General features: G+C 73.3%; 18 protein-coding genes and 1 pseudogene. 3 read left to right on the top strand and 16 right to left on the bottom strand.

What is annotated here, in order from left to right; translation table 11 throughout:
• Positions 1 to 7: 7 nt before the first annotated feature.
• From ACIBR0_RS20745 to ACIBR0_RS20715, 7 genes are all read right to left on the bottom strand, one after another.
• A complete protein-coding gene (locus ACIBR0_RS20745; RefSeq protein WP_396717932.1) occupies positions 8 to 1,270 on the bottom strand; it encodes a glycosyltransferase family 4 protein in 1,263 nt (420 codons plus the stop codon).
• Complete coding sequence (locus tag ACIBR0_RS20740; RefSeq protein WP_396717930.1) at positions 1,263 to 2,177, bottom strand: D-glucuronyl C5-epimerase family protein; 915 nt, start codon at positions 2,175 to 2,177, stop codon at positions 1,263 to 1,265. Before ACIBR0_RS20740 ends, ACIBR0_RS20745 begins: the two co-directional genes overlap by 8 nt.
• Positions 2,174 to 3,370, bottom strand: coding sequence for a glycosyltransferase family 4 protein (locus tag ACIBR0_RS20735; protein WP_396717927.1), 1,197 nt, complete (start codon positions 3,368 to 3,370; stop codon positions 2,174 to 2,176). Before ACIBR0_RS20735 ends, ACIBR0_RS20740 begins: the two co-directional genes overlap by 4 nt.
• Positions 3,367 to 6,054, bottom strand: coding sequence for an O-antigen ligase family protein (locus tag ACIBR0_RS20730; RefSeq protein ID WP_396717924.1), 2,688 nt, complete (start codon positions 6,052 to 6,054; stop codon positions 3,367 to 3,369). The genes ACIBR0_RS20735 and ACIBR0_RS20730 overlap by 4 nt, the downstream gene beginning before the upstream one ends.
• Positions 6,051 to 6,695, bottom strand: a complete 645-nt coding sequence (locus ACIBR0_RS20725; RefSeq protein WP_396717922.1) for an acetyltransferase — start codon at positions 6,693 to 6,695, stop codon at positions 6,051 to 6,053. Before ACIBR0_RS20725 ends, ACIBR0_RS20730 begins: the two co-directional genes overlap by 4 nt.
• Positions 6,692 to 7,840 carry a DegT/DnrJ/EryC1/StrS family aminotransferase gene (locus ACIBR0_RS20720; RefSeq protein ID WP_396717919.1) on the bottom strand — a complete coding sequence of 383 codons (1,149 nt, stop codon included), beginning with the start codon at positions 7,838 to 7,840 and terminating at the stop codon, positions 6,692 to 6,694. The genes ACIBR0_RS20725 and ACIBR0_RS20720 overlap by 4 nt, the downstream gene beginning before the upstream one ends.
• A 103-nt stretch (positions 7,841 to 7,943) precedes the next feature.
• Positions 7,944 to 8,621, bottom strand: coding sequence for a sugar transferase (locus tag ACIBR0_RS20715; RefSeq protein ID WP_396717917.1), 678 nt, complete (start codon positions 8,619 to 8,621; stop codon positions 7,944 to 7,946).
• A gap of 229 nt (positions 8,622 to 8,850) precedes the next feature.
• Between ACIBR0_RS20715 and ACIBR0_RS20710 the strand changes: the two genes are divergently transcribed.
• Positions 8,851 to 9,792: a DUF389 domain-containing protein gene (locus ACIBR0_RS20710; RefSeq protein WP_396717915.1), complete on the top strand. Its 942-nt coding sequence runs from the start codon at positions 8,851 to 8,853 to the stop codon at positions 9,790 to 9,792.
• Between the two features lie 6 nt (positions 9,793 to 9,798).
• On the opposite strand, the gene ACIBR0_RS20705 is transcribed toward ACIBR0_RS20710, so the two are convergent.
• Positions 9,799 to 10,227 (bottom strand): hypothetical protein, encoded by a 429-nt coding sequence (locus tag ACIBR0_RS20705; RefSeq protein WP_396717912.1) that lies wholly within the window; start codon positions 10,225 to 10,227, stop codon positions 9,799 to 9,801.
• Positions 10,228 to 10,569: 342 nt separating this feature from the next.
• Positions 10,570 to 13,063 (bottom strand): annotated as a pseudogene (locus ACIBR0_RS20700) (Tex family protein).
• On the opposite strand from ACIBR0_RS20700, the gene ACIBR0_RS20695 reads away from it, so the two are divergent.
• Positions 13,062 to 14,573 (top strand): deoxyguanosinetriphosphate triphosphohydrolase family protein, encoded by a 1,512-nt coding sequence (locus ACIBR0_RS20695; protein ID WP_396717909.1) that lies wholly within the window; start codon positions 13,062 to 13,064, stop codon positions 14,571 to 14,573. The pseudogene ACIBR0_RS20700 and the gene ACIBR0_RS20695 sit on opposite strands and share 2 nt — an antisense overlap.
• 4 nt (positions 14,574 to 14,577) lie before the next feature.
• On the opposite strand, the gene ACIBR0_RS20690 is transcribed toward ACIBR0_RS20695, so the two are convergent.
• From ACIBR0_RS20690 to ACIBR0_RS20660, 7 genes are all read right to left on the bottom strand, one after another.
• Positions 14,578 to 15,726 (bottom strand): MBL fold metallo-hydrolase, encoded by a 1,149-nt coding sequence (locus tag ACIBR0_RS20690; RefSeq protein ID WP_396717906.1) that lies wholly within the window; start codon positions 15,724 to 15,726, stop codon positions 14,578 to 14,580.
• Between the two features lie 103 nt (positions 15,727 to 15,829).
• Entirely contained in the window at positions 15,830 to 16,843 is a 1,014-nt protein-coding gene (locus ACIBR0_RS20685; protein WP_396717904.1) for a serine hydrolase, read from the bottom strand.
• A gap of 88 nt (positions 16,844 to 16,931) precedes the next feature.
• Positions 16,932 to 17,876, bottom strand: coding sequence for an SDR family NAD(P)-dependent oxidoreductase (locus ACIBR0_RS20680; protein WP_396717901.1), 945 nt, complete (start codon positions 17,874 to 17,876; stop codon positions 16,932 to 16,934).
• Positions 17,873 to 19,057, bottom strand: coding sequence for a zinc-dependent alcohol dehydrogenase (locus ACIBR0_RS20675; protein ID WP_396717899.1), 1,185 nt, complete (start codon positions 19,055 to 19,057; stop codon positions 17,873 to 17,875). Before ACIBR0_RS20675 ends, ACIBR0_RS20680 begins: the two co-directional genes overlap by 4 nt.
• Positions 19,058 to 19,525: 468 nt before the next feature.
• Positions 19,526 to 20,293 (bottom strand): succinate dehydrogenase/fumarate reductase iron-sulfur subunit, encoded by a 768-nt coding sequence (locus tag ACIBR0_RS20670; RefSeq protein WP_396717897.1) that lies wholly within the window; start codon positions 20,291 to 20,293, stop codon positions 19,526 to 19,528.
• Complete coding sequence (locus ACIBR0_RS20665) at positions 20,290 to 22,227, bottom strand: fumarate reductase/succinate dehydrogenase flavoprotein subunit (protein ID WP_396717894.1); 1,938 nt, start codon at positions 22,225 to 22,227, stop codon at positions 20,290 to 20,292. Before ACIBR0_RS20665 ends, ACIBR0_RS20670 begins: the two co-directional genes overlap by 4 nt.
• 2 nt (positions 22,228 to 22,229) lie before the next feature.
• Positions 22,230 to 22,961 carry a succinate dehydrogenase cytochrome b subunit gene (locus ACIBR0_RS20660; protein ID WP_396717892.1) on the bottom strand — a complete coding sequence of 244 codons (732 nt, stop codon included), beginning with the start codon at positions 22,959 to 22,961 and terminating at the stop codon, positions 22,230 to 22,232.
• Between the two features lie 35 nt (positions 22,962 to 22,996).
• Here ACIBR0_RS20660 and ACIBR0_RS20655 point away from each other — a divergent pair, with 35 nt between their 5' ends.
• Complete coding sequence (locus ACIBR0_RS20655; RefSeq protein ID WP_396717889.1) at positions 22,997 to 23,929, top strand: LysR family transcriptional regulator; 933 nt, start codon at positions 22,997 to 22,999, stop codon at positions 23,927 to 23,929.
• Positions 23,930 to 23,934: the final 5 nt, after the last annotated feature.

Raw genomic sequence — 23,934 nt, 5'->3', positions numbered from 1 at the left:
GATGTGGTTACGAATGCTCCCCGGAACGGGGACGGTGTCGCGCCGACCGGCCACGGCGACGGCCTTCCGCGCAGAGCCGGCGGTACAGGCCCTGCATCGCCGACACCTGCCGGGACCAGGTCTCGGTGGCCTGGATGAGGTCGGCGTTGGTCGACCGCTGCGCGGGCGCCAGGGGCCCGACCGCACGCAACGCGTCGGCCAGCCGGGGTGCCAGCGGTTCGGCCACCAGGTCCGCGACCAGCCCGTCGGCCCGCAGCTCCCGGTACGGCGGAAGGTCGGCCAGGAGCAGGCGGCAGCCCGCGAGCGCCGCCTCCAGCACCGACGAGCTGCGCTGGTCCGACCGGGGCACCGAGACGACGACGTCACTGGCGCACATCAGGGCGAACGTCTCCGCCGGGGTCAGGGTCCGCGGGACGAGCGTCACCCGTTCCGGGAGCTGCTCCGCCCGCTCCGTCGCCCGGAGCAGCCCGTCGGCCCGCGCCCGTGCCGCGCCCGGCTCGGCCGGCTCGTGCCCGGCCAGCACCACCAGGTGCAGGTCCGGCCGCTCGGCGGCCACCTGGGTGAAGGCCCGCAGGACGTCGTCGGTCCGGTACACCGGAGAGACCCCGCGCGGCGCGAGCACCACGGTGGCGTCGACGGGTACGCCGAGGCCCCGGCGGACGTCCGCGCGTCGCACGGTGTCCCGGAGCCGGAACAGGGAGTCGTCGACCCCCCAGGACAGCGTGGCGGTGCGCGACGCCGGGATCCGGTACCGCGTCGTCACCTCCGCGGTGACCGACGCCGACGTGGGAAGCACCAGGTCGGCCCGCCGGAACGCGCGTCGGGTGACCCAGCCGCGCAACCGGGACGAGGTCGCCGTCCGCAGTTCGCTGCCCCACGGCGTCACCACCCGTACGGCGTCGCGGGGAAGGGCCAGGGAGAGCAGGCCGGCCCGTCCCACCGAGTGCACGTGCACCACGTCCGGCCGGAGCCGGCGAACCTGCCGGCGCAGCCACCAGCCGGTGGTCAGCAGCCGCCACGCCCCGCCCACCGGCCCGCCGGGCGCCCGCCCGCCCGCACCGGGTACCCGGATCTCCACGCCGGGCAGCGGCGCGGCCGGCGCCCAGCCGGTCACCACCACCCGGTGCCCGCGTCCGGCGAGCGCGCTGGCCCAGCGTCGGGTGTGCACCGAGTGCGCCGGCCCGAGCAACAGCACCACGGCCGGCGCCACCGCGCCCGGCCGGTCGGCGTCCGCCACCTCGGCGGTACGACCGCCACCCGGCTCAGCCATGCCGGTGCTGCCAGACCCGGGCCGCCTTGACCAGCCGCGCCCGAAGGTGACGGCGTGGGTCACGGAGATCACGACGCCAGCGCTCGCCCATACGTTCGAAGACGTCCAGTCCGGTCAGTGCGCCTGCGGCCCGCAGTAGCGACACGTGCAGCGCGTGGTAGTTCGCCGACGCCGGCCAGGGCCAGCGCAGGTCGTAACGGGACCACCAGCCCAGGTCGAAGTGGTCAAGCTCGGCGGCGAGCCGGTCGGCGGCGAGCCGGTGAGCGTCGCCGCCCCGCCGGTGCTGGTGTTCCACGAGGCCGACGAGCGCGAACAGGGCGCCGTTGAGCACCCGGCTCGGCGGGTCCGAGGGGCACTCCTCCAGGAACGGCCGGCCCTGCCGGTCGTAGTCGGCGCAGCCGCCCCGCGACACCGGAAGCAGCAGCAGGTCGATCGCACTGTCGGCCGCGTCCAGGAAGGACCGGTCGCCGGTCAGGTCGTGCGCCCGCAGCAGGGTGGAGGCCCCCATGCCCTGCGCCATCCCGGAGTACCACCCCGGCGCGACGCCGTAGCGGGGTACCGGTACCGGGTAGCGCCAGCCGCCGCTCGCGTCCTGGTGCGTCCGCAGCCACGTGGCTTGCGTCAGGAACGCGCCGAAGCGTTCCGGGTCGGGCCCGGGGGTGGCGAGCGCCCGGCTGTGCTCGCCGAGCGCGTACAGGCACATGGAGACCGGGTTCGGGTACCGCTCGCCGGACGGGCCGACCGCCACCACCACGCCGTCGTCGTCCAGTCCGGTGCCGCCGGGCAGGTCCGTCCAGACCAGCGGGTACGGGCCGCGCCCGTCCCGCCGGGGGTCGGGCGTCACCGGATAGCGGCGCACTCGCAGGTCGCGTACGCCCCGGGCGAGCAGGGTGCGAACCGCGGTCACCACCGCACGCCCGCGCGCTCGGCGAGCGCCTCCCGGTACACGGCCTCGACGTCGGCGACGGTCCGTTCGATGTCGAACCGATCGAGGCAGCGGACCCGGCCGAGGCGGCCCATCTCGCGGCGACGCACCGGGTCGGTCAGCAGTTCGGCGACGGCGTCGGCCAGGGCAGCCGCGTCCCCCGGGGGCACCAGCAGGCCGGTCTCCCCGTGCTGCACGGTGTCCGGCAGACCGCCGACGTCGCTGGCCACCGCACCCTTCTCCATCAGGAGCGCCTCGATCATCGCGTAGCAGGCGGACTCCTCCAGGGACGGGTTGACCAGGACGTCCATCGCGGCCAGCACGTTCTGGATGTCCGAGCGATGGCCGGTGAAGTGCACGCGGTCGGCGACCCCCAGGCGTGTGGCTCGGTCCTCCAGCGCCCGCCGGTAGTCGCCGGTGCCGACAAACTCGTCGCCGACGACGAACACGTGCACTCCCGGTACCTGGGCGAGCAGCCGGGGCACGGCGTCCAGCAGCACCTCGTGCCCCTTGACGCCGATCTCCCGGAACGCCTTGAGCCGGGTCGGGTACATGTGCGCCACCATTCCGACGGTGGGGGTGTCCAGGGTGAGGCCGAACTCCCTGCGGAAGGCGTCGCCTGGGATGGCGGGGTCGAGTCTGCGGACGTCGCAGCCGTAGTGGCTGACGGCGACCCGGCGGGCCCCGTACCGGCGGTAGCGGTCGGCGAACGCGGTGCACGAACCGATCAGCACGTCGGCGCGGGAGAGGGTTGCCAGGTCGATCCGGCGCAGGATCGGGCTGCGCAGGTGGTTGATTCCGGTGACCTGGTTGATGTGCAGGTTGCTGCCGCCGGCGAGGCTCGCGATCCGGCACGCCACGTTCGCCTTGAGCAGGTGGGCGTGCACCACGTCTGGCCGGAACTCTCGGATCAGCCGGACCAGCCGCAGTTCGGCGGCGGCCACGCGGGGCAGTTGGCGGGGTCGCCAGCCGCACAGCGGCACGATCTCGGTGGGAACACCGGCGGAGCGCAGGCGGGTCGCGAGGGAGCCTTCGGCGGGCACCACCGCACGGACGTGGTGCCCGCGCCGGGTCAGCCCGACCACCTGATCGTGGAACCACGACCCCCCGTCCGGGGTGGTGGTCACCTGGAGGACCCGCAGTGGACGGTCGTCGGGGCGGCGGGCGGATGTCATGTGGTTCTCCGGGTCGCTACGGCGTGCAGGAGCACGAAGGGAATGAGGACCGGCAGGGCGAGCAGCGGTTCGCCGGTCAGGGAGGAGACGGCGATGCCGATGCCGGCCAACAGTGCGCCCTCGGCGGCCCAGCCGATCCGGGCCCGGTAGTCCCGCCAGACGCGGCGGTAGACCAGCCAGAGCAGGCCGCCGAGCAGCAGCGCGCCGACCACGCCCGTCTCCGCCAGGACGGTGAGGAAGAAGTTGTGCGGGTGCGCCAGGAGGTGCATCTGCGAGCTGGGCTGGTACCAGGAGGCGGTGAAGTGCTGGACGAAGTACTCCGGCAGGCGGCCGTTGTAGCCGAGGTAGCCGACACCGAAGGCGGGGAAGTCCTTGCTCATCTCGATGGCCGCCGACCAGAGGTCGACCCGGAGCGCGGAGGAGACGTCGAGGTCGCCGTCGGCGGTGGTCTCGGTGACCCGGTCCACGATCGTCCTCGGCACCAGTGTGGTGGTGACACCGAGCGCCGCTGCCACCGCGACGGTCGCGCCCACCCAGAGACCGGCTCGGACGAGCCGGCGCAGCGCGAAGCAGACGAGCACCGCACCCGCCCCCAGGTACGACGAGCGGCTGTACGAGTACCCCAACGCGACCGCGATCGCCGGCAGAGCGGCCAGCGCCGCGATCCGGAGCACGATCGGGGTGGGGCGGGTGAGTCGGCTCAGCAGGATGGCCAGCGCGAGAACGAGCATCGGCCCCCACACGTTGCGGTTGACGCTCGTGTTGGCGATCTCGACGATCTCCTGCGGTCCGCCGCGTCGGATGATCGCGACCGCGTGTAGCAGGCCGACGCCGGTGGCGGCGAAGGCGAAGGCGAGCAGCGCCCGGTGGTCGGCCGGCCCACCGCGGGAGATCAGGGGAAGGCAGACCAGCGGGACCGCCACCACCGCGACCGACCCGATCGCGGCGAGCGGTGCCAGCTGCGGGTTGCTGAGCACGGCGCCGAGCACCAGTACGGAGACCAGGACGGCGACCAGGACCGTGCAGCGGGGGTCCCGCCAGGAGATCTGTCGGCGCAGCAGCGTCCCGGCCAGGCAGCAGAGGATGAGCAGGAGCAGCGACGACGTGCCGACGGCGAACGGTTCGGGAAGTTGACCGGCCGGGGCGCCGACGGCGAGACCGACGAGGCCGAGTACGGGCACCAGCAGCACCGCCAGGAACACCGCGACCCCGGCCACCACCATTGGCAGCGGGATCGGCAGTCCGTCCAGTTTCGTCGCGGCGACGCCGCAGGCGGCGGCCACGACGGGGACGAGCGCGATGACCAGCAACGGTCGTGCGTTCCAGACCCGCGTGCGGGGCGCTCTGGCCGTCCGGCGTCGGCCGGCGCGGGCCGGGTCGGCACGCAGGAAGGCTGGTGCGATCACCGCGGCGTAGACCAGGTAGCCCGCGCTGCCGGCCAGGCCGGCGCCGACCGCCCCGAACCGGGGCACCAGCACCGCCATGCCACCGAGGCCGACCAGCGCCGCGGTGACCGCGGCCACCGTCGTCGCCACCGGCCGATCGACCGCCGTGAGGTAGCTCTGCGCCACCCGGGCCAGGGAGAAGATCGCCACGCCGGGCAGCAGTGCCCACAGCACGGGCACTGCGGGGTCGAACTCGTGCCCGAAGAGCAGTGGCACCACATGAGGACCGGCCAGGGCGAGAACTCCCGCTCCTACGGCGGTGAGCAGCAGCGTGCCCCCGCCGAGCCGGGCCACCGACCGCCAGGAGGCGGCCCCGTTGGCGACGGTCGGTACCAGAATCAGGCTCACCGCGATCGGAATGATCAGCAGGACCTCGGCCAGCGCGAGCGCGACCGAGTAGACGCCGACCGCGCTCGCCCCGACCAGCAGCTGGAGCACCGGGACCTGGGTGCGGATCATGCCGAACTGCGCGAGGTTCGGCAGGTAGGCCCGGCGGGCCGAGGAGCGGTACTCGACGTTCGTCAGGGGGTTCCCGTCGACCGGCCCGGCCGACCGGGACCGGACCAGCAGGGCGGCCAGCCCGACGACCTGGCCGGCGGCGTACACCGCCATCACCGTGGCGGGCGTGGTCCGGCCGGTGGCGACGAGGGCCGCCAGACCGGCCAGGTAGGTGACGAGGGAGGCCACCACGACCAGGTTGTACGCGGGGGCCCGGCCACGGCCGATCTCGGTGGCCCCGAGCAGCGCGCTGAGCAGCACCACCGGGCAGAGGGCCGTGGCGATCCCGAAGGTGAGCGGATCCAGGCCGAGGCGGACCGGCTCCGCGACGGTCAGGCCGGCCACCGCCCACAGCGCGGCCACGCCGGAGCCGAGGGTGACGGCGTAGCGGAGGCTGGCCCGTACGGTGTGCCGGTGCGCGGCGGTCGAGCGCCCGGCCAGGCGAAGGTTCGCGGTGTCCAGACCGACGGCGCAGAGGGTGCTGAAGACGGCGGAGCAGGCGATCGCTACGGCGAGCAGACCGCGGTCGTGCGGGCCGAGCGCGCGTGCCGACAGCACCCCGGCGACGAGGCTGATCAGCAGCGAGCCGACGCGGGCGCCGGCGGTGCTGGCGGCGGCACCGACCAGCCCGGCCAGGCCGGGGCCGGGCGCCGTGTGCCGCCCGTGGCCGGGGGGCGCCGCCGCGTACGACCGCGAGTCGGCTCCGGCGGGCGGCCGGGTGAGTGTCGTTCCGTTGCTCATCGCGCCGGCACTCCCTTGACCACGACGTCGGCGGGGACGTCCCGGACCACGCAGGCGCCGGCACCGACCACGCTGCCCGCGCCGACCCGCAGTCCCTGCAGGACGGCGGCGGTCGTGCCGACCAGCACGCCCTCGGCGAGGTGGCAGTCACCGGACACGGCGGCCAGTGGGTTGACCGAGACGTAGTCGTCGAGTCGGCTGTCGTGGCCGACGGTCGCGTTCTGGTTGAGGTGGACGTGCCGGCCGAGGGTCACGTTGGTGGTGACCCGGGCGCCGGCGAAGACCACCAGGCCCGCGCCGTACTTGAGGTCCGGGCCGACCGTGGCGTCCGGGTGGACGACGCTCCCGGCGGGCAGCCCGGGGGCGGCGAGCCGGCCGCCCACCGCGCGACGGACCCGCGGGTCGCCGATGCCGATCACCAGGTGGGTGTCCGGCGGCAGGTCGCGCAGCCGGTCCAGCCCGCCGAGGTACGGCACGTCCAGTCGCTGCACACACTTGAGGTTGATCTCCGAGGGGCGGTCGTCGACGAAGCCGAGCGGACGCCAGACCGGCGTGTGGGCGGCGTCGTTGACGGCTCGGACGATGCCCAGCACCTCGCGGCCGTGACCGCCGCAGCCGACGATCACCAGGTTCGTGGTCATGCCGCGGTCGCTCCCGCCCGGGCGGTGGTGAACTCCTCGACGGCGGCGAGCACACGGTCGACCTGCGTGTCGTCGAGGGCGGACCCGCTGGGCAGGGTGAGCCCGTCGGCGAAGAGCCGCTCGGCGGCGCCGGTGAGGAAAGCGCGGGCGCCGGCGAACACGGGTTGCAGGTGCATCGGCTTCCACACCGGACGGGTCTCGATGCCGTGTCCGGCCAGGTGGGCACCGAGGTCGGCGGCCCGCCAGCCGGCCTGCGCGGGGTCGACGACGATGCTGGTCAGCCAACAGTTTCCGGTGCCCTCCCCGTCGCCGAGCAGTCGGACTCCGGGCACCGGGGCGAAGAGCTTGGCGTACCGGTCGCGCAGGACGCGCCGCCGGGCGATCATCCCGTCCAGCCGGACGAGCTGGGCCCGGCCGAGCGCGGCGAGCAGGTTGCTGAGCCGGTAGTTGTAGCCGGTCTCCCGGTGCTCGTAGTGCGGCACCGGCTCGCGAGCCTGGGTGGCGAGGTGACGGGCGTGGGCGAGCAGCGCGGTGTCGTCGGAGACCAGCATCCCCCCGCCGGAGGTCGTTATGATCTTGTTCCCGTTGAACGACAACGCGCCCACCCGGCCGAAGGATCCGGCCGGCCGTCCCTGGTGGGTGGCGCCGAGCGCCTCGGCGGCGTCCTCCACCACCGGTACGCCCGCCTCCGCGCAGACCGGCAACAGCGCCGTGTAGTCGACGCAGGCGCCGAACATGTCCACCGGCACCACCGCGCCGACCCGCTCGTTCTCCGCGCGCAGCCGGTGCAGCGCTTCGGCGACGAGCGCCACGTCGACGTTGCCGTCCCGGGGGTCGCAGTCGACGAAGACCGGCCGGGCACCGGTGTAGGCGACCGCGTTGGCCGTGGCGACGAAGGTGAGGGTGGGGACCAGGACGACCTGGCCCGGCCCGACCCCTACCCCGAGCAGCGCCAGGTGCAGTGCGGCGGTGCCGGAGCTGACGGCGACCGCGCCCCGCGTGCCGACCCGTGCCGCCACCTCGCGCTCGAAGGCCTCCAGGTCCGGACCGACCGGCGCCACCCAGCCGGAGCGGAGCGCGGCCAGCAGGTACGACTCCTCGAGTGGCCCGACGTCGGGCGGTGACAGGTGGACGGTCCGGTTCATCGGTCCCCTTCCGGGAGGCGGTGCTCGCCCCGCAGGCGCGGCCGGTTGCGCCGCGCGGTGAACAAAAATGGTGAAAGACGTTCTTGGCGTCCCGGGTCCGCCGTCATACCGGTGTCCGGTCACGCCGGGACCAGCCGGCGTTGCCCAGAAACTCGGGCGCGGTCGCCACTCCGGTGGCGCTGATGCCGTCCCGGCGCACCACCGTGCGTGCGGTCTCCACCAGGATCCGGACGTCCAGCCGGAGGCTCCGGTTGTCGACGTACCAGACGTCGTGCTCGAACTTCTCCTCCCAGCTCAGCGCGTTGCGCCCACGCACCTGAGCCAGCCCGGTCACGCCGGGCCGCACCTCGTGCCGGCGCGCCTGGGTGGGGGAGTAGCGGTCGAGGTAGTGGCTGAGCAGCGGCCGGGGGCCCACCAGGCTCATGTCGCCCCGCAGCACGTTCCAGAGCGTCGGCAGCTCGTCGAGGCTGGTGGCGCGCAACCACCGGCCCAGCGGCGTCAGCCGGTCACCGTCGGAGGCGCGTCCCCGGCGCGGGTCCGGCGCGTGCATGGTGCGGAACTTGACCAGCTCGAACGGGCGGCCGTACTGCCCGGCCCGGCACTGACGGAACAGCACGGGCCGGCCGAGCCCGGCGGCGACGAGGACCGCCACCACCACGAGGATCGGCAGCGCGGCCAGCAGCAGTGCCGCCGCGCCGACCACGTCGACAGCACGCTTGACCCGGTCCTGCCGGGTGTGCCGATCTCGTTGGGGTGCGACCACGTGACCGGGTAGCGACACAGCTCGACCTCCACAAGAGCGAAACAAAAACCGACAGGAGTGTTGTAGCCGGCACGAACCGCTCACGTCTGAGGAATCGTGACAACTGGGCAGCCCAGGGTCTTAACCGCCTACGCCGCCCCGGGGACACGCGACCGGGCGCGTCGCCGCCGCACGCTGTCCCGGCGGCCCTGCTCGGGCGGCAGTAGAGTGCTCGGCGGCTCTACCGGCGCTCACGACGGGGACGACGTTGCTGCACCTGCGGATCATCGCGCCGCCCGACCGCTCGGACGCGGTGGCCGACCTGCTCGCCGACGACCCGGGAGTGGCCCACCTGGTGGTCGTGCCCGGCGCGGCCCGCCAGCCCAGGGGCGACCTGATCCTGTGCGACGTGGTCCGGGAGAGTGCCGACCGTCTGCTGGGTCAGCTCCAGGACCTCGGGGTCGAGGCGCGCGGCGGAATCTCCGCGGACGACGTCGAGCTGACCCTCTCGGCGTCCGCCCGGAAGGCCGCCCACGACGCGCCGGGGCACGGCGAGGACGCGGTGGTCTGGGACGAGATCGCCGCCAAGACCGGTGAGCAGACGGTGCTGTCCGGCACTTACCTGGTGCTGATCACCGTCGCCACGATGATCGCAGGCATCGGCGTCCTGCTGGACCAGCCGATCCTCATCGTCGGCGCGATGGTCGTCGGCCCCGAGTTCGGGCCCCTCGCGGCGCTCTGTGTGGCGCTGCTGCGACGCAAGCCCCGGACGATCGTCCGCTCCGTGCAGGCGCTGCTGGTGGGCTTCGTCGTCGCCATGCTGGCGACCGTGCTGAGCACCTGGGCGCTCACCGCCGCCGACCTGGTCAGTCGTGAGATGTTGGAGGCCGAGCGCCCGCTGACCAGCTTCATCTGGCACCCCGACGCCCTGTCCTGGGTGGTCGGCCTGCTCGCCGGCGTGGCCGGCATGCTGTCCCTGACCGCGAAGAAGTCCGGTTCGCTGGTCGGCGTGCTGATCTCGGTGACCACCGTGCCGGCCGCCGCGAACGTCGCGGTCGCCGTCGCGTACGGGGTGTGGCACGAGGCGGCCGGCTCGGCCCTGCAACTCGTGATCAACATCTGCGCGATCGTGCTGGCCGGGCTGCTCACGCTCGCGGTGCAGGGCGGTTGGTGGGCGTACGTGGCCCGACGGGGCTCCTCCGCGCGCTGACCGGCGTCAGGAACCGCCGCCGTCGAGCCGCCGGGCGAGCAGGACCTCCAACGGGATCGACTCGCCGTCGCGTCCTCCCGCGCCGACGACCAGCGGCGGTGGGCTGGGCTGCGGGTCGGCCCCGAACAGCCGGGCTCGCAGGCCACCGGGCACGGTCAGCAGATGGAACCGGCCGTCGGTGTCCACGGCACGGCTGCGGGCCCGGTCCACGTACCACCCGCGCAGCGCGGTCCGGTACCGGCTCCGCCCGTCGTACGACCGTGCGGTGAGGCGGGTGGTCGGCAGCCCGCGCCGGACCGCCTCGGCGACGAACCGGGCCACCAGCTCCGCCGCCTCGGCCTGCTCCGCCGCCCGGCGCCGCTCGTCGGCCGCCGCGTGCGCCGACACCGCCCGTCGCTGCCGCTCCCGCCAGTCCAGGCCGTCCTCGGATGCCACGACCCCGACGGTACGACCACCGTCTTCCTGGGTCCACCGCCCGTCCCGACCGCCGGTACCGCTGGGTTCGCTCGCCCGGTACGGCGCCGTGGACCGGGAGCGGCGTCCGTTACCGCGCCGCTGTCGAGCTGCCCCATCGTGAGACCGGCGCCGGAGCCGTGCCGTGCCGCGCCGCGCGCCCGGTGGTCGGACAATCCGGACGCAGGTACGACAGACATCTTGCCGGGGCGGTGCGGGGCCGCGGGCGGTGTCGGGCCGCAGCCGTGCCCCACCCGGTGGGGCAGCTCGACACGGTCGAACCACCCCACCTCACCCACGCCGCGCTCGCGTGGCGGCGTGTCGTCAGGCGAGGCCAGCGCGCCGCAGTGCCTCGGCCATGGCGTCGTTGACCGGTGCCGGTGCGCCACCACTGCCACCACTGCCACCACTGCGGCCCTGCCGTTGGCGCTGCCCACCATTGCGGCCGGCGGGGGAGCCGGATGTGCGTCCGGACGCCCCGGATCCGCCCCGACCGCCGGCGTCCGGACCCCGACCGCCGGGCCCGCGCTCGCGTCCGCCACCCTGCGCCCCGCCGCGCCCGGCGTCCGCGTCGTCCTCGAGGCGGAGCGTCAGCGAGATGCGCTTTCGGGGTACGTCGACGTCGAGCACCTTCACCCGCACCACGTCGCCGGACTTGACCACCTCGCGGGGGTCCTTGACGAACGTCCGGGACATGGCCGAGACGTGCACCAGGCCGTCCTGGTGCACCCCGACGTCGACGAACGCGCCGAACGCCGCGACGTTGGTGACGACGCCCTCCAGGATCATGCCGGGAGTGAGGTCGCCGATCTTCTCGACGCCCTCGACGAAGGTCGCGGTACGGAACTCCGGGCGCGGGTCCCGGCCCGGCTTCTCCAGCTCGGCGAGGATGTCGGTGACGGTGGGCAGGCCGAACCGCTCGTCGACGAAGTCGGTGGCGCGCAGGCCCCGCAGGATCGCCGACTTCCCGATCAGCCCGCGCAGGTCCTGGCCGGTGCCGGCGAGGATGCGCCGCACCACCGGGTACGCCTCGGGGTGCACGCTGGAGGAGTCCAGCGGGTCGTCGCCGCCGGGGATGCGCAGGAAGCCCGCGCACTGCTCGAACGCCTTCGGGCCGAGCCGGGCGACCTTCTTCAACTCCCCGCGGGTGCGGAACGGCCCGTTGGCGTCCCGGTGCAGCACGATGTTCTCGGCCAGGCCGGCGCCGATGCCGGAGACGCGGGTGAGCAGCGGTGCGGAGGCGGTGTTCACGTCCACGCCGACCGCGTTCACGCAGTCCTCGACGACCGCGTCCAGCGAGCGCGACAGCTTCACCTCGGACAGGTCGTGCTGGTACTGCCCGACGCCGATCGAACGCGGGTCGATCTTCACCAGCTCCGCGAGCGGGTCCTGCAGGCGGCGGGCGATGGACACCGCGCCGCGCAGCGAGACGTCCAGGCCCGGGAGCTCCTGGGAGGCGTACGCGGACGCGGAGTAGACCGACGCGCCCGCCTCGGACACCACCACCTTGGTCAGCGGCAGCTCCGGATGCCGCTTGATCAGCTCACCGGCCAGCTTGTCGGTCTCCCGGCTGGCGGTGCCGTTGCCGATCGCCACCAGCTCGACGCCGTGCGCGGCGGCCAGTTTCGCCAGGGTGTCGATGGAGGCGTCCCACTGCCGGCGCGGCTCGTGCGGGTAGATGGTGTCGGTGGCGACCACCTTGCCGGTGCCGTCCACCACCGCCACCTTCACGCCGGTCCGCAGGCCCGGGTCCAGCCCCATCGTCGGCCGGGCGCCGGCCGGCGCGGCGAGCAGCAGGTCCCGCAGGTTGGTGGCGAAGACCCGGACGGCCTCCTCCTCGGCGGCCTGCCACAGCCGCATCCGCAGGTCCGCGCCGAGGTGGATGAGGATCCGCGTACGCCAGGCCCAGCGCACCGTGTCGGTGAGCCACCGGTCGCCGGGGCGGCCGGCGTCGCGGACGCCGAAGCGGCCGGCGATGGCCGCCTCGTAGCGCGTCGGGCCGGTCACCGCCGCGTCGGAGTCACCGTCGGACTCCGGGTCCATGGTCAGGTCGAGCACGCCCTCCTTCTCACCCCGGAACATGGCGAGGATCCGGTGCGACGGCAGCTTCGGGTACGGCTCGGCGAAGTCGAAGTAGTCGGCGAACTTGGCGCCGGCCGTCTCCTGCCCCTCGCGTACGCGGGAGACCAGCCGGCCCCGCGACCACATCTGCTCGCGCAGGGTGCCGATGAGGTCGGCGTCCTCGGCGAAGCGCTCGATGAGGATGGCGCGGGCGCCCTCCAGCGCGGCTGCGGCGTCCGCGACGCCCTTCTCCGCGTCGACGAAGCCGGCGGCGACGGTCCTCGGGTCCTGCGACGGGTCGGCCAGCAGCGACTCGGCCAGCGGCTCCAGTCCCGCCTCGCGGGCGATCTGCGCCCGGGTCCGCCGCTTCGGCTTGTAGGGCAGGTAGATGTCCTCCAGGCGGGACTTCGAGTCGGCCGCCATGATCTGCGCTTCCAGGGCCTCGTCGAGCTTGCCCTGGCCGCGGATCGACTCCAGCACCGCCGTACGCCGTTCGTCCAGCTCGCGCAGGTAGCGCAGCCGCTCCTCCAGCGTTCGTAGCTGGCTGTCGTCGAGCAGGCCGGTGGCCTCCTTGCGGTAGCGGGCGATGAACGGCACCGTGGCGCCGCCGTCGAGCAGCTCCACGGCCGCGCGTACCTGGCGCTCGGCGACGCCGAGCTCCTCGGCGATCCGCTGATGAACAGAGAGGGTCACGATCTCGATCCGCCTTCGGGAGTGGTTTCCGCCCTGCATTCTGCCGCGCTAGCGTGGCGATCATGGAACCACCTGCGGAGCCCCGGGCGCGGCGGCTGTTCGGCGGCAGTGCCCGAACCCTCGGTGACCTGGCCGCGAGCCCGTTCCGGGCCGACCGGGACCGGATCGTCGCCTCGCCCTTCTTCGCCCGGCTGAACGGCGTCACCCAGGTCGTCAGCCCCGGCGGCTCGGGCCTGCTGGTGCACAACCGGCTCACCCACAGCCTGAAGGTCGCCCAGGTGGCCCGGGCGATCGCCGAGCGGCTCACCGCCGACGCGGCGCACCGCGACCTGCTGGAGAAGCTCGGCGGCTGCGACCCGGACGTGGTGGAGGCCGCCGCGCTCGCCCACGACCTCGGCCACCCGCCCTTCGGGCACCTCGGGGAGCGGGTGCTGGACCGGCTGGCCCGGCACCGGCTCGGGCTCACCGACGGCTTCGAGGGCAACGCCCAGTCGTACCGGATCGTCACCTCCACCGAGATCCGCGGCGCCGCGACCACCGGCCTGGACCTCACCGCGGCGGTCCGCGCCGCCCTGCTGAAGTACCCGTGGACCCGACTGGACCACCCGGACCCGCACCCCCGCCTGCTGGACCCGGCGCCGCGCGGGGCCACCCCGCCGCCCGACGACCCGGACAGCGGATCGCTGAAGTTCGGGGCGTACCGCACCGAGGTCGACGACCTGCGCCAGGCCCGCGAGCCGTTCGTCGGGCGGATCGCCGACTGGCAGCAGACCGTCGAGGCGTCGGTGATGGACACCGCCGACGACGTCGCGTACGCCATCCACGACGTGGAGGACTTCTACCGGGTCGGTGTGCTCCAGCAGGGGGCGGTGGCCGCCGAACTGACCGCCTGGCAGCGGGAGAGCGGCCACTTCCGGGCGATCACCGGACCGGCGCTGGCCGGGGCGGCCCGCCGGCCCGGCGCGGCGATCGAGCGGCTGCGCCGCCAGTTGCACCGCAAGGACGGCTGGATCGCCGACGACGACGCGTTCGCCGCCGCCGTCGAGCACGTCCGCGAGGAGCTGGTGGAGGGGCTGCTCGCGATGCCGTTCGACGGCTCGATCGAGGCCGAGCAGTACGTGGCCCGCTTCTCCGCCCGCTGGACCACACGGTTCGTCGACGCGATCACCGTGGTCGAGCACCCCTCGGTGCGATCGGGGCACGTGCTGCTCGCCCCGGCCCAGTGGCACGAGGTGCAGGTGCTCAAGTTCGTGCACCACCGGTTCGTGCTGGCCCGCCCGGATCTGGCCCTGCACCAGCGCGGTCAGGCACAACTGCTGGGCACGCTGGTCGAGGCGCTGTGGGAGTGGCTGCTCGACCCGGCCGAGGAGTCCCGGCTGCCCCGGCGCCTGCACGACCTCGTCGAGCTGGCCGAGGCGGAGCTGCACCCGCGTACGCCGGACCGGATCGGCAAGGCCCGCGGCCGGGCGATCGTCGACTTCGTCGCGCAGCTCACCGACGGTCAGGCGGTGGCGATGCTGGACGCGCTGTCCGGCCGCTCCGGCGCCCTCTGGACCGACGCCTTCGTCCTGTAGGGGCTCAGGCGACGGCCTGCCACCAGCCGTCCACGGCCGGCGGATCGTCCACCACCACCCGCTCGCCGGGGCGGGGCACCGCGAGCCGGACGTCCCGGTTCTTGGCCTCGGCCCAGATCCGGTTCACCGGGTCGGACCAGTCGTGCAGGGCGAGGTTGAACGTCGCCCAGTGCACCGGGATCATCAGTCCGCCGCGCAGGTCGAGGTGGGCGGAGACGGCCTCCTCGGGGAACATGTGGATGCTCGGCCACGCCCGGTCGTAAGCGCCGATCTGCATGAGCGTCACGTCGAACGGGCCGTGCTCGGCGCCGATCTGCGCGTACCCCGGGAAGTAGCCGGAGTCGCCGGTGTAGAAGACCTTCCGGTGCGCGCCGGCGATCACCCAGGAGCTCCAGAGCGTGCCGTCACGGCGCAGGCCCCGGCCGGAGAAGTGCTGGGCGGGCGTGGCGATCAGCTCGATGCCGCCGACGTCGTGGCTCTCCGACCAGTCCAGCTCGATGATCCGGTCGGCCGGTACGCCCCACCGGTCGAGGTGCGCGCCCACACCGAGCGGCACCACGAACGGCGCGGACTGGCGGGCGGTCAGCTCCCGCACGGTGGCCAGGTCGAGGTGGTCGTAGTGGTCGTGGGAAATCAGGATCGCGTCGAGCCGGGGCAGCTCGTCCAGGCGTACCGGGGGTTCGTGCAGCCGCCTCGGCCCGACCGTCGCCGACGGGGAGCACCGCTCGCTCCACACCGGGTCGAGCAGCACCCGGCGGCCCTCGATCTCGACCAGCACGGACGCGTGCCCGTACCAGACGATGCCGAGTTCGGTGTGCGCGTCGTCGCCGTCGAGTCGCCGCTCGGCGGGACGCAGCAGCGGCACGGCGCTGCTCGGCCGGCGCTTCTGCTTACCGAAGATCAGCTCCCGGATCAGGCTCCGGTCCGGTGTACCGGCCATCGGTCGGCTGCTCGCGGGGTTGCGGAAGGTGCCGTCGCGGAACTGCGGCGAACGGGCGGCCCGCTCGGCCCGGGCCCCGACCAGCCGGCCGCCGAGGGCCAGCGGCACGTCGCGGGCCACCCAGGCCAGGCCGGCGAGCGCGGCAAGGCCGGCCGCCCCGCTCATCCGCCGCCCGAGCGATCGCTCCAGGTCTCCGCTCTCCGGTGCCGTCATCGCCGTCCTTCCGCCCGAGTCCCGACGTACACGGTAGCTCCCGGTGTTAAGAAGGGGCCCCTGCTCTACCGCAGGCGTTAGGAAGGGGCCCTTCCTTACACCGTCAGCCGCCGTTGCTGGGGCGGTGCGGGGCCGTCCGGTGGGTGGCGCCCACGCCAGGGAGGCGGTCGACCGCCGCGAGGAGGCGGCGGCCGAGCCGGGCCCGGGCCGCCACCGCCGGGTGGGTGGCACCGAAGTCGTCCGCGCCGGCCTGACCGTCGGCGAAGAGGGCGTACGTGAGCACGGGCGCCCCGGCCGCGTCGAAGATGACGCCGGCCTCGTGCCGGGCGTCGCCGAACCAGCCGGCCTTGGTGGCGATCCGGGCCCGCTGCGCCGACGACATCTCCCGCCGGATCCCGTCGGTGTACGCGATGGGGGAGCGCAGCAGCCTCAGCACGTACGCGGTCGACGCGGGGGACAGCAGCGTCCCGCCCACCAGCGCCCGCAGCAGGTCGTGGGTCTCGCGGGGCGTGCTGGTGCCGAGGAAGAACCGGTTCGGGTTGGCCACCGGCTGCACCTGCGTGTCGGGGAAGCCCTTGTCCCGCAGGATCTGGTTGAGTTCCGCCGCCGGGCAGACCAGGCCGCAGAGCCGGACGGCGGTGTCGTCGGAGACGGTCAGCAGGGCGGCCAGCGCGTGACCGAGGGTCACCGAGCTGGGGTACGCGCCGTCCAGCCCGAAGATGCCGTCACCGCCCGGCACCACGATCGCCGCGGTGACCTCGACGCGCTGGTCGAGGGTGAGCAGGCCACGGTCCACCTTGTCGAGCACCGCCACGGCGACCGCGACCTTGTTGACGCTGTACGCCTCGATCCGACGGTCGGCCTCGTCGGCCACCGCGACCACCGGCTCACCGGCCGGGTCGGCGACGCTGACGTACGCCTGCCAGTTGCCGCCCGCCCGGGCGGTCTCCCGCTCGTAGGCGGCGGCGACGCGGCCGGCGGCCTGCACCGGTGTGGCCGGGGCCGGTTCGGTGCCCTCGGTCGCGGCGGTGGCGGGGCCGGCGGCGCCGAGCACCGTCCCCGCGGTGGCCACCGTGCCCAGTCCCAGTGCCGTCCTGCGGTTCACCCGAATGGTCAATCGTCTCTCCCGTCGTGGTGGGCCGGATCGCTTCCCGGCCCACCACCCTAGGCGAATCGATCGACGCCGGTGATCCCGCACGACCCGCTCACCGCAGTCGCCGCCGGACCACGCCGCCGATGGTCGCGGGCAGTGCGCCGACACCGCGCACCACCTGCGCGAGGTCGGGCCGCCAGCCGCCGCGCACCGACTCGCCGGCCGGGTTCGGCGTGAACACGGCTCCCTCGTGCGGCTCGACCGGCCGGTTGCTCAGCCCGGCGAGGCGCATCAGGGGTACGACGAGGACGTCGTAGGCGCCGGGCAGGACCGTGAACCCGAACCGCATGACCACGTTGAGCCGGCCCACCGACACCTCCCGCCGGGGTCGGTCCGCGCAGTCCACGATCGCCCGCGCCACCCGCTCCGGCGTGGTGATCGGCGGCGGCGGCCGTCCGATCCGTCCCAGGTAGTTGGCCGCCTGCTGGTAGACGGGCGTGTCCACACTGCCCGGGCTGACGATGCAGACGTTGACGCCGGGCGTCTCCCGGGCCTCCTGCTGCAACGCCCGCGCCAGCCCCTGCAGGCCCCACTTGCTGGCCACGTACCCGCTCATGAAGGGCGCGGTGATGTGCCCCAGCACCGATCCGGTGAGGATCAGGGTCCCGCCGCCGTTCGCGCGGAAGTGCCGCAACGCCACCCGGGCCACCGCCGCGGCCGCGAGCAGGTCGGTGCGGACCACCTGCTCGAAGACCCGCTCCGGGGTCTCGTCGAAGCGCCCGTACGCCATCACCGCGGCCGTGTGCACCCACACGTCCACGCCGCCGAACCGTTCGACCGCGGCGTCGGCCAGCGCCGCCACGGCGCCGTCGGCCGTGACGTCCGTCGGTACGTCCAGCACCTCCGCGCCGACCTTCTCGCACTCCGCGCGGACGTCGGCGAGAGTGTCGGGAGAGCGGGCCGCGAGGACCAGACGGTCCCCGCGCTCCGCGAACTCCCGGGCCGCCGCCCGGCCGATCCCGCTGGTCGCGCCGGTGACGACCACCGTACGGCTCACGGCTCGAGCACGACCTTGACGCACCCGTCCTGCTTCTTCTGGAACATCTCGTACGCCTCCGGCGCCCGCCGCAACGGCACCCGGTGGGTCCGCAGGTCCTCCACGCCCAGCGGGTCGTCGTCGCCGGAGAGCAGCGGCAGGATCTCGTCGGTCCAGCGGCGCACGTGGCACTGGCCCATCCGCAGCTGGATGCCCCGGTCGAACATCTCCATCAGCGGCATCGGGTCGACCTCACCGCCGTACACGCCGGAGATCGAGACCGTGCCGCCGCGCCGGACGGCCTTCAGGGCGGCCTTGAGCACGACGAGCCGGTCCACGCCGACCTTGTCCGTCATCGTCTGGGCGAGCTTGTCCGGCAGCAGGCCGGCGGCGGTCTGGGCGAGCTTGCCGGTGGTGGAGCCGTGCGCCTCCATGCCGACGGCCTCGATCACCGCGTCCGGGCCACGCCCGTCGACCAGGTCGATCAGCGCGCCCGGCACGTCGTCCAGTTCGGTGACGTCGAGCACCTCGATGCCGTGCCGGCGGGCCATCTCCAGCCGCTCCGGCACCAGGTCCAGGCCGATGACCCGACCCGCGCCGAGGTGCCGTCCGATGCGGGCGGCGAGCTGGCCCACCGGCCCGAGGCCGAAGACGGCCAGGGTGCCGCCGGGCGGCGTGTCGGCGTACTTCACGGCCTGCCACGCGGTCGGCAGGATGTCCGACAGGTAGAGCCACCGCTCGTCCGGCCCCGTCTCGGGCACCTTGATCGGGCCGAACTGGGCGTGTGGCACCCGCAGGTACTCCGCCTGCCCGCCGGGCACCGACCCGTACAGCGAGGTGTAGCCGAACAGCGCGGCGCCCTTGCCCTCGGAGGTGACCTGGGTGGTCTCGCACTGCGCGTACAGCTGGCGGTCGCACATCCAGCAGGAGCCGCAGGAGATGTTGAACGGGACGACCACCCGGTCGCCGGGCTTCAGCCGGGTCACCCCCGGGCCGACCTCCTCGACGATGCCCATGGGCTCGTGGCCGAGCACGTCACCCGGCTTCAGGAACGGCCCGAGCACCTCGTAGAGGTGCAGGTCGGAGCCGCAGATGGCGGTGGAGGTGATCCGGACGATCGCGTCGGTCGGCTCCTCGATCCGGGGGTCGGGCACCTCTTCGACCCGTACGTCCCGCTTGCCCTGCCAGGTCAGTGCCTTCATGCCGGTGTGTCCCCTCGTCGTCGCCGTCCCCCGAGGTGCTACCCGCCCACGAGGACTTGAACCGACCTCCGCCCGGCACGCCGCAGCGGCCCGGTCGCGGGGCCTCGGGCGTCGGGCCTCGGGCCTCGGGCCTCCGGCCTCGGGGCGTCGGGGTCTGGTCGGGACGTCGCCGACCCGGTGTACCCGGCTCCTGTCGACCTGATGTCGCCGATGGATCGGGCGGGTGGGATCGACGGGGCCCCTCACGGTGGCCGACGCGGCTGATCCACTCGGGTGCACTGAAGTCGGTCCATCGCAGGCCGCGCGACACCCCGACTTCACCGAACCCGGGTGGATCGCTCAGCTCGACAGTGCGCGGACCGCGCTGGTGGTCGGAGCAGGTACGGCGAGGCCGCCGCACCCATCGGGTACGGCGGTCTCGCCGACGAGCCGGGCCCGGGCCACGGAGCCGGGCCGGGACCGAGAGGGTCAGGAACCGGGGGTGTTGCCCCCGCCGCCCTTGCGGGTGGCGGCCAGGTAGTCCCGGTTGAGCCGCCCGATGGTGTTCAGCGGGATGCCCTTCGGGCACACCACGGTGCACTCACCGGCGTTGGTGCAGCCACCGAAGCCGGCCTCGTCGTGGGCGTCGACCATGCCGATCACCCGGGTGTACCGCTCCGGCTGGCCCTGCGGCAGCAGCGAGAGCTGGGTGACCTTGGCGGCGGTGAACAGCATGCCGGAGCCGTTGGGGCAGGCCGCCACGCAGGCGCCGCAGCCGATGCAGGCCGCCGACTCGAAGGCGGCGTCGGCGTTGACCTTGGCCACGGGGGTGGAGTGGGCCTCGGGGGCGCTGCCGGTGGGCGCGGTGATGTACCCACCAGCGGCGATGATCTTGTCGAAGGCGTTCCGGTCGACGACCAGGTCCTTGACGACCGGGAAGGCCCGGGCCCGCCAGGGCTCGATGTCGATCGTGTCGCCGTCGGCGAACTGCCGCATGTGCAGCTGGCAGGCGGTGGTGCCGCGCTGCGGCCCGTGCGCGTTGCCGTTGATCATGAGGCCGCACATGCCGCAGATGCCCTCGCGGCAGTCGTGGTCGAACGCCACCGGCTCCTCGCCGGCGAGGATCAGCCGCTCGTTGAGCACGTCGAGCATCTCCAGGAACGACATGTCCGGTGAGACGTCGTCGACCTTGTAGGTCACCATCCGACCCTTGTCCTCGGGGCCGGACTGGCGCCAGATGCGCAGGGTCAGGTTCACTTGTAGCTCCGCTGCGTGGGGTGGACGTATTCGAAGTTCAGGTCTTCCTTGTGCAGCACCGCGGGCTCGCCGGTCGCGGTGAACTCCCAGGCCGCGACGTACGCGAACCGGTCGTCGTCGCGCTGCGCCTCACCGTCGGGCGTCTGGTGCTCGGCCCGGAAGTGGCCGCCGCAGGACTCCTCGCGGTGCAGGGCGTCGATGCACATCAGCTCGGCCAGTTCGAAGAAGTCGGCCACCCGGCCGGCCTTCTCCAGCGACTGGTTGAGTCCCTCGCCGTCACCCGGCACGCGCACCCGCTGCCAGAACTGCTCGCGCAGCGCCCGGATCTCGTCGATCGCCTTGCGGAGCCCGGGCTCGGAGCGCTCCATGCCGCAGTGCTCCCACATGATCTGGCCCAGCTCGCGGTGGAACGAGTCGACGGTCCGGTCGCCGTTGACCGCCAGCAGCCGCTGGATCCGGTCCTCGACGTCACGCCGCGCCTGGACCACCGCCGGGTTGCTGGCCTCGACCGGCTCGAACGGGCCGGCGGCCAGGTAGTTGGCGATCGTGGTGGGCAGCACGAAGTAGCCGTCGGCGAGGCCCTGCATCAGCGCCGAGGCGCCGAGCCGGTTCGCGCCGTGGTCGGAGAAGTTGGCCTCACCGATCACGAACAGGCCGGGGATGCTCGACTGGAGGTCGTAGTCGACCCACAGGCCGCCCATCGTGTAGTGCACGGCCGGGTAGATCCGCATCGGGACCTCGTACGGGTCCTCGCCGGTGATCCGCTCGTACATCTCGAAGAGGTTGCCGTACTTCGCCTCGATGGCCTTGCGGCCGAGGCGGTCGATGGCGTCGGCGAAGTCCAGGTAGACGCCGAGCTTGCTCGGCCCGACGCCGCGGCCCTCGTCGCAGACGTTCTTGGCGGCCCGGGAGGCGATGTCCCGGGGCACCAGGTTGCCGAACGACGGGTAGATCCGCTCCAGGTAGTAGTCGCGTTCGTCCTCGGGGATTTCCCGCGGCGCGCGGTCGTCGTCCTTGGCCTTGGGCACCCACACCCGGCCGTCGTTGCGCAGCGACTCGCTCATCAGGGTCAGCTTCGACTGGTGGTCGCCGGAGACCGGGATGCACGTGGGGTGGATCTGCGTGTAGCAGGGGTTGGCGAAGTACGCGCCCTTGCGGTGCGCCCGCCAGGTGGCGGTGACGTTGCAGCCCTTGGCGTTGGTGGAGAGGTAGAAGACGTTGCCGTAGCCGCCGGAGGCGAGCACGACGGCGTCCGCGAACTCGGTGGTGATCTCGCCGGTGACCAGGTCCCGGACGACGATGCCCCGGGCCTTGCCGTCGACGACGACCAGCTCCAGCATCTCGTGCCGGGCGTTCATCTCCACGTTGCCCAGGCCGATCTGCCGCTCCAGCGCCTGGTACGCGCCCAGCAGCAGCTGCTGGCCCGTCTGGCCCCGGGCGTAGAAGGTGCGCTGCACCTGCGCGCCACCGAAGGAGCGGGTGTCCAGCAGGCCGCCGTACTCGCGGGCGAACGGGACGCCCTGCGCCACGCACTGGTCGATGATGTTGACCGAGACCTCGGCCAGCCGGTGCACGTTCGACTCCCGGGAGCGGAAGTCGCCGCCCTTGACGGTGTCGTAGAACAGCCGGTGCACGGAGTCACCGTCGTTGCGGTAGTTCTTGGCGGCGTTGATGCCACCCTGCGCGGCGATCGAGTGCGCCCGCCGCGGGCTGTCCTGGTAGCAGTAGGACTTGACCCGGTAACCCTGCTCGGCGAGGGTCGCGGCGGCCGAGCCGCCGGCCAGGCCGGTGCCGACCACGATCACGGTCATCTTGCGGCGGTTGGCCGGGTTGACCAGCTTGGCCTCGAAGCGGCGGGTCTCCCAGCGCTTCTCGACCGGGCCCTCGGGAGCCTTCGTGTCGGCGATCGGGTCGCCCTCGGTGAAGAGATCCATGGTCAGGACACCAATCCGGTGAGTACGGCGAACGGGACCACCAGGTAGCCGGCGCACAGCGCGACGGAGAAGACCAGCGCGACGTTCTTCGCCCGACGCTCGCCGCGCGGGGTCTGCTGGCCGAGGCTGCGCACCGCGCTGAAGATGCCGTGGCGCAGGTGGAACCCGATGGAGACGATCGCCAGGGTGTAGAAGAGCGTGACGTACCACCGCTCCGGCGCGAAGTCGGCGACGACGTTGGCGTACGGGCGGGTGGGGTCGCCGACCGGGTTCAGCGTGCCGGTGGTCAGGTCCAGGATGTGGTAGATCACGAAGAGCAGGATGATCACACCACCCCAGCGCATCGTGCGGGCCGCGTAGCTGCCCTGGACCTTCTTACGGTGCGCGTACTGCACGGGCCGCGCGGCGCGGGCGCGCAGGGCGAGGGTGGTGGCGGCCCAGATGTGGCCGACCACGGCCACCACGAGGCCGATCCGCAGCATCCACAGGGCCCACACGCCCGGCAGCAGTGGGGCGCCCAATTCGCGCAGCCACTCCGCGTAGTGGTTGAAGGACGTCGCGCCCGTGAAGACCTTGAGGTTTCCGAGCATGTGCGCGATGAGGAACAGCACCAGCATGATGCCCGTCACCGCCATGACGGCCTTCAGGCCGACGCTGGAACGGATGGGCGACCGAGTTCTCGTGATTACCACCCGATCGACGCTAGGAGTGATTTGATCAGTCGTCCAATGCATCGACCTCGCAGTCTTGATAGCCGTAGGCTATGTAGATGCAGCTCCATCAGCTCCGGTACTTCGTGGCGGTCGCAGAAGTACGACATTTCACCCAGGCGGCCGACCTGGTCGGCATCACCCAGCCCTCGTTGAGTAAGCAAATTCACGCCCTGGAGACCGACCTGGGGGCACCTCTCTTCGAGCGGGTAAGGGGCAACATCACGCTCACCGCGGCCGGGGAGGTGCTGCTTCCGCTGGCCAAGCGGATCCTCGCCGACGTCGACACGGCGACCCGCGAGGTGCAGGAGCTGGTGGGCCTGCGGCGCGGACGCGTACGCCTCGGCGCGACCCCCAGCCTGGCCACCTCCCTGGCGCCGCCGGTGCTGCGCCGCTTCCGCGACGCCCACCCCACCGTCGACCTGAAGGTCATCGAGGGCGGCTCCCAGGACCTCGTCCGCGACCTGCTCCGCGGCGACCTGGACCTGGCGCTCATCATCATGCCGGCGCAGGGCACCGACCCGGGGCTGCGCGCCGACCCGATCCTGGCCGAGAGCCTGGTCGTCGCCTCGGTGGACGAGCTGCCGGCCGCGACTGGGACCGGGGAGCTGCGCATCACCGACCTGCGTGACCAGCCGATGGTGATGTTCCGCGAGGGCTACGACCTGCGCGACGCCACCCTCCAGGCGTGCCGGGCCGCCGGCTTCGAGCCGACCGTGGCGGTGGACGGCGGCGAGATGGACGCGGTGCTCAGCTTCGTCGAGGCCGGCCTGGGCGTGGCGGTCGTTCCGGGCATCGTGGTCGCCCGCCGGCCGGGCGTCCGGGTCACCCGGCTCGCCCCACCCGGCGTACGCCGGACGATCGCGGTGGCCCGCCGCCGTGACGTGGTGCCCACCCACGCCGGACGGGAGCTGCGCCGGATACTGCTCGACTACGTCCGCGACGCCACCGCCGACGGCGAGCTGCCTCCCGGCGTCGAGCCGCTGACCTGACCCGT

The sequence above is a fragment of the Micromonospora sp. NPDC049497 genome (assembly GCF_044465805.1).
GTDB lineage: Bacteria > Actinomycetota > Actinomycetes > Mycobacteriales > Micromonosporaceae > Micromonospora.
The sequence above is the reverse complement of the archived record's forward strand: the minus strand, read 5'-3'. Positions and strand labels throughout refer to the sequence as shown.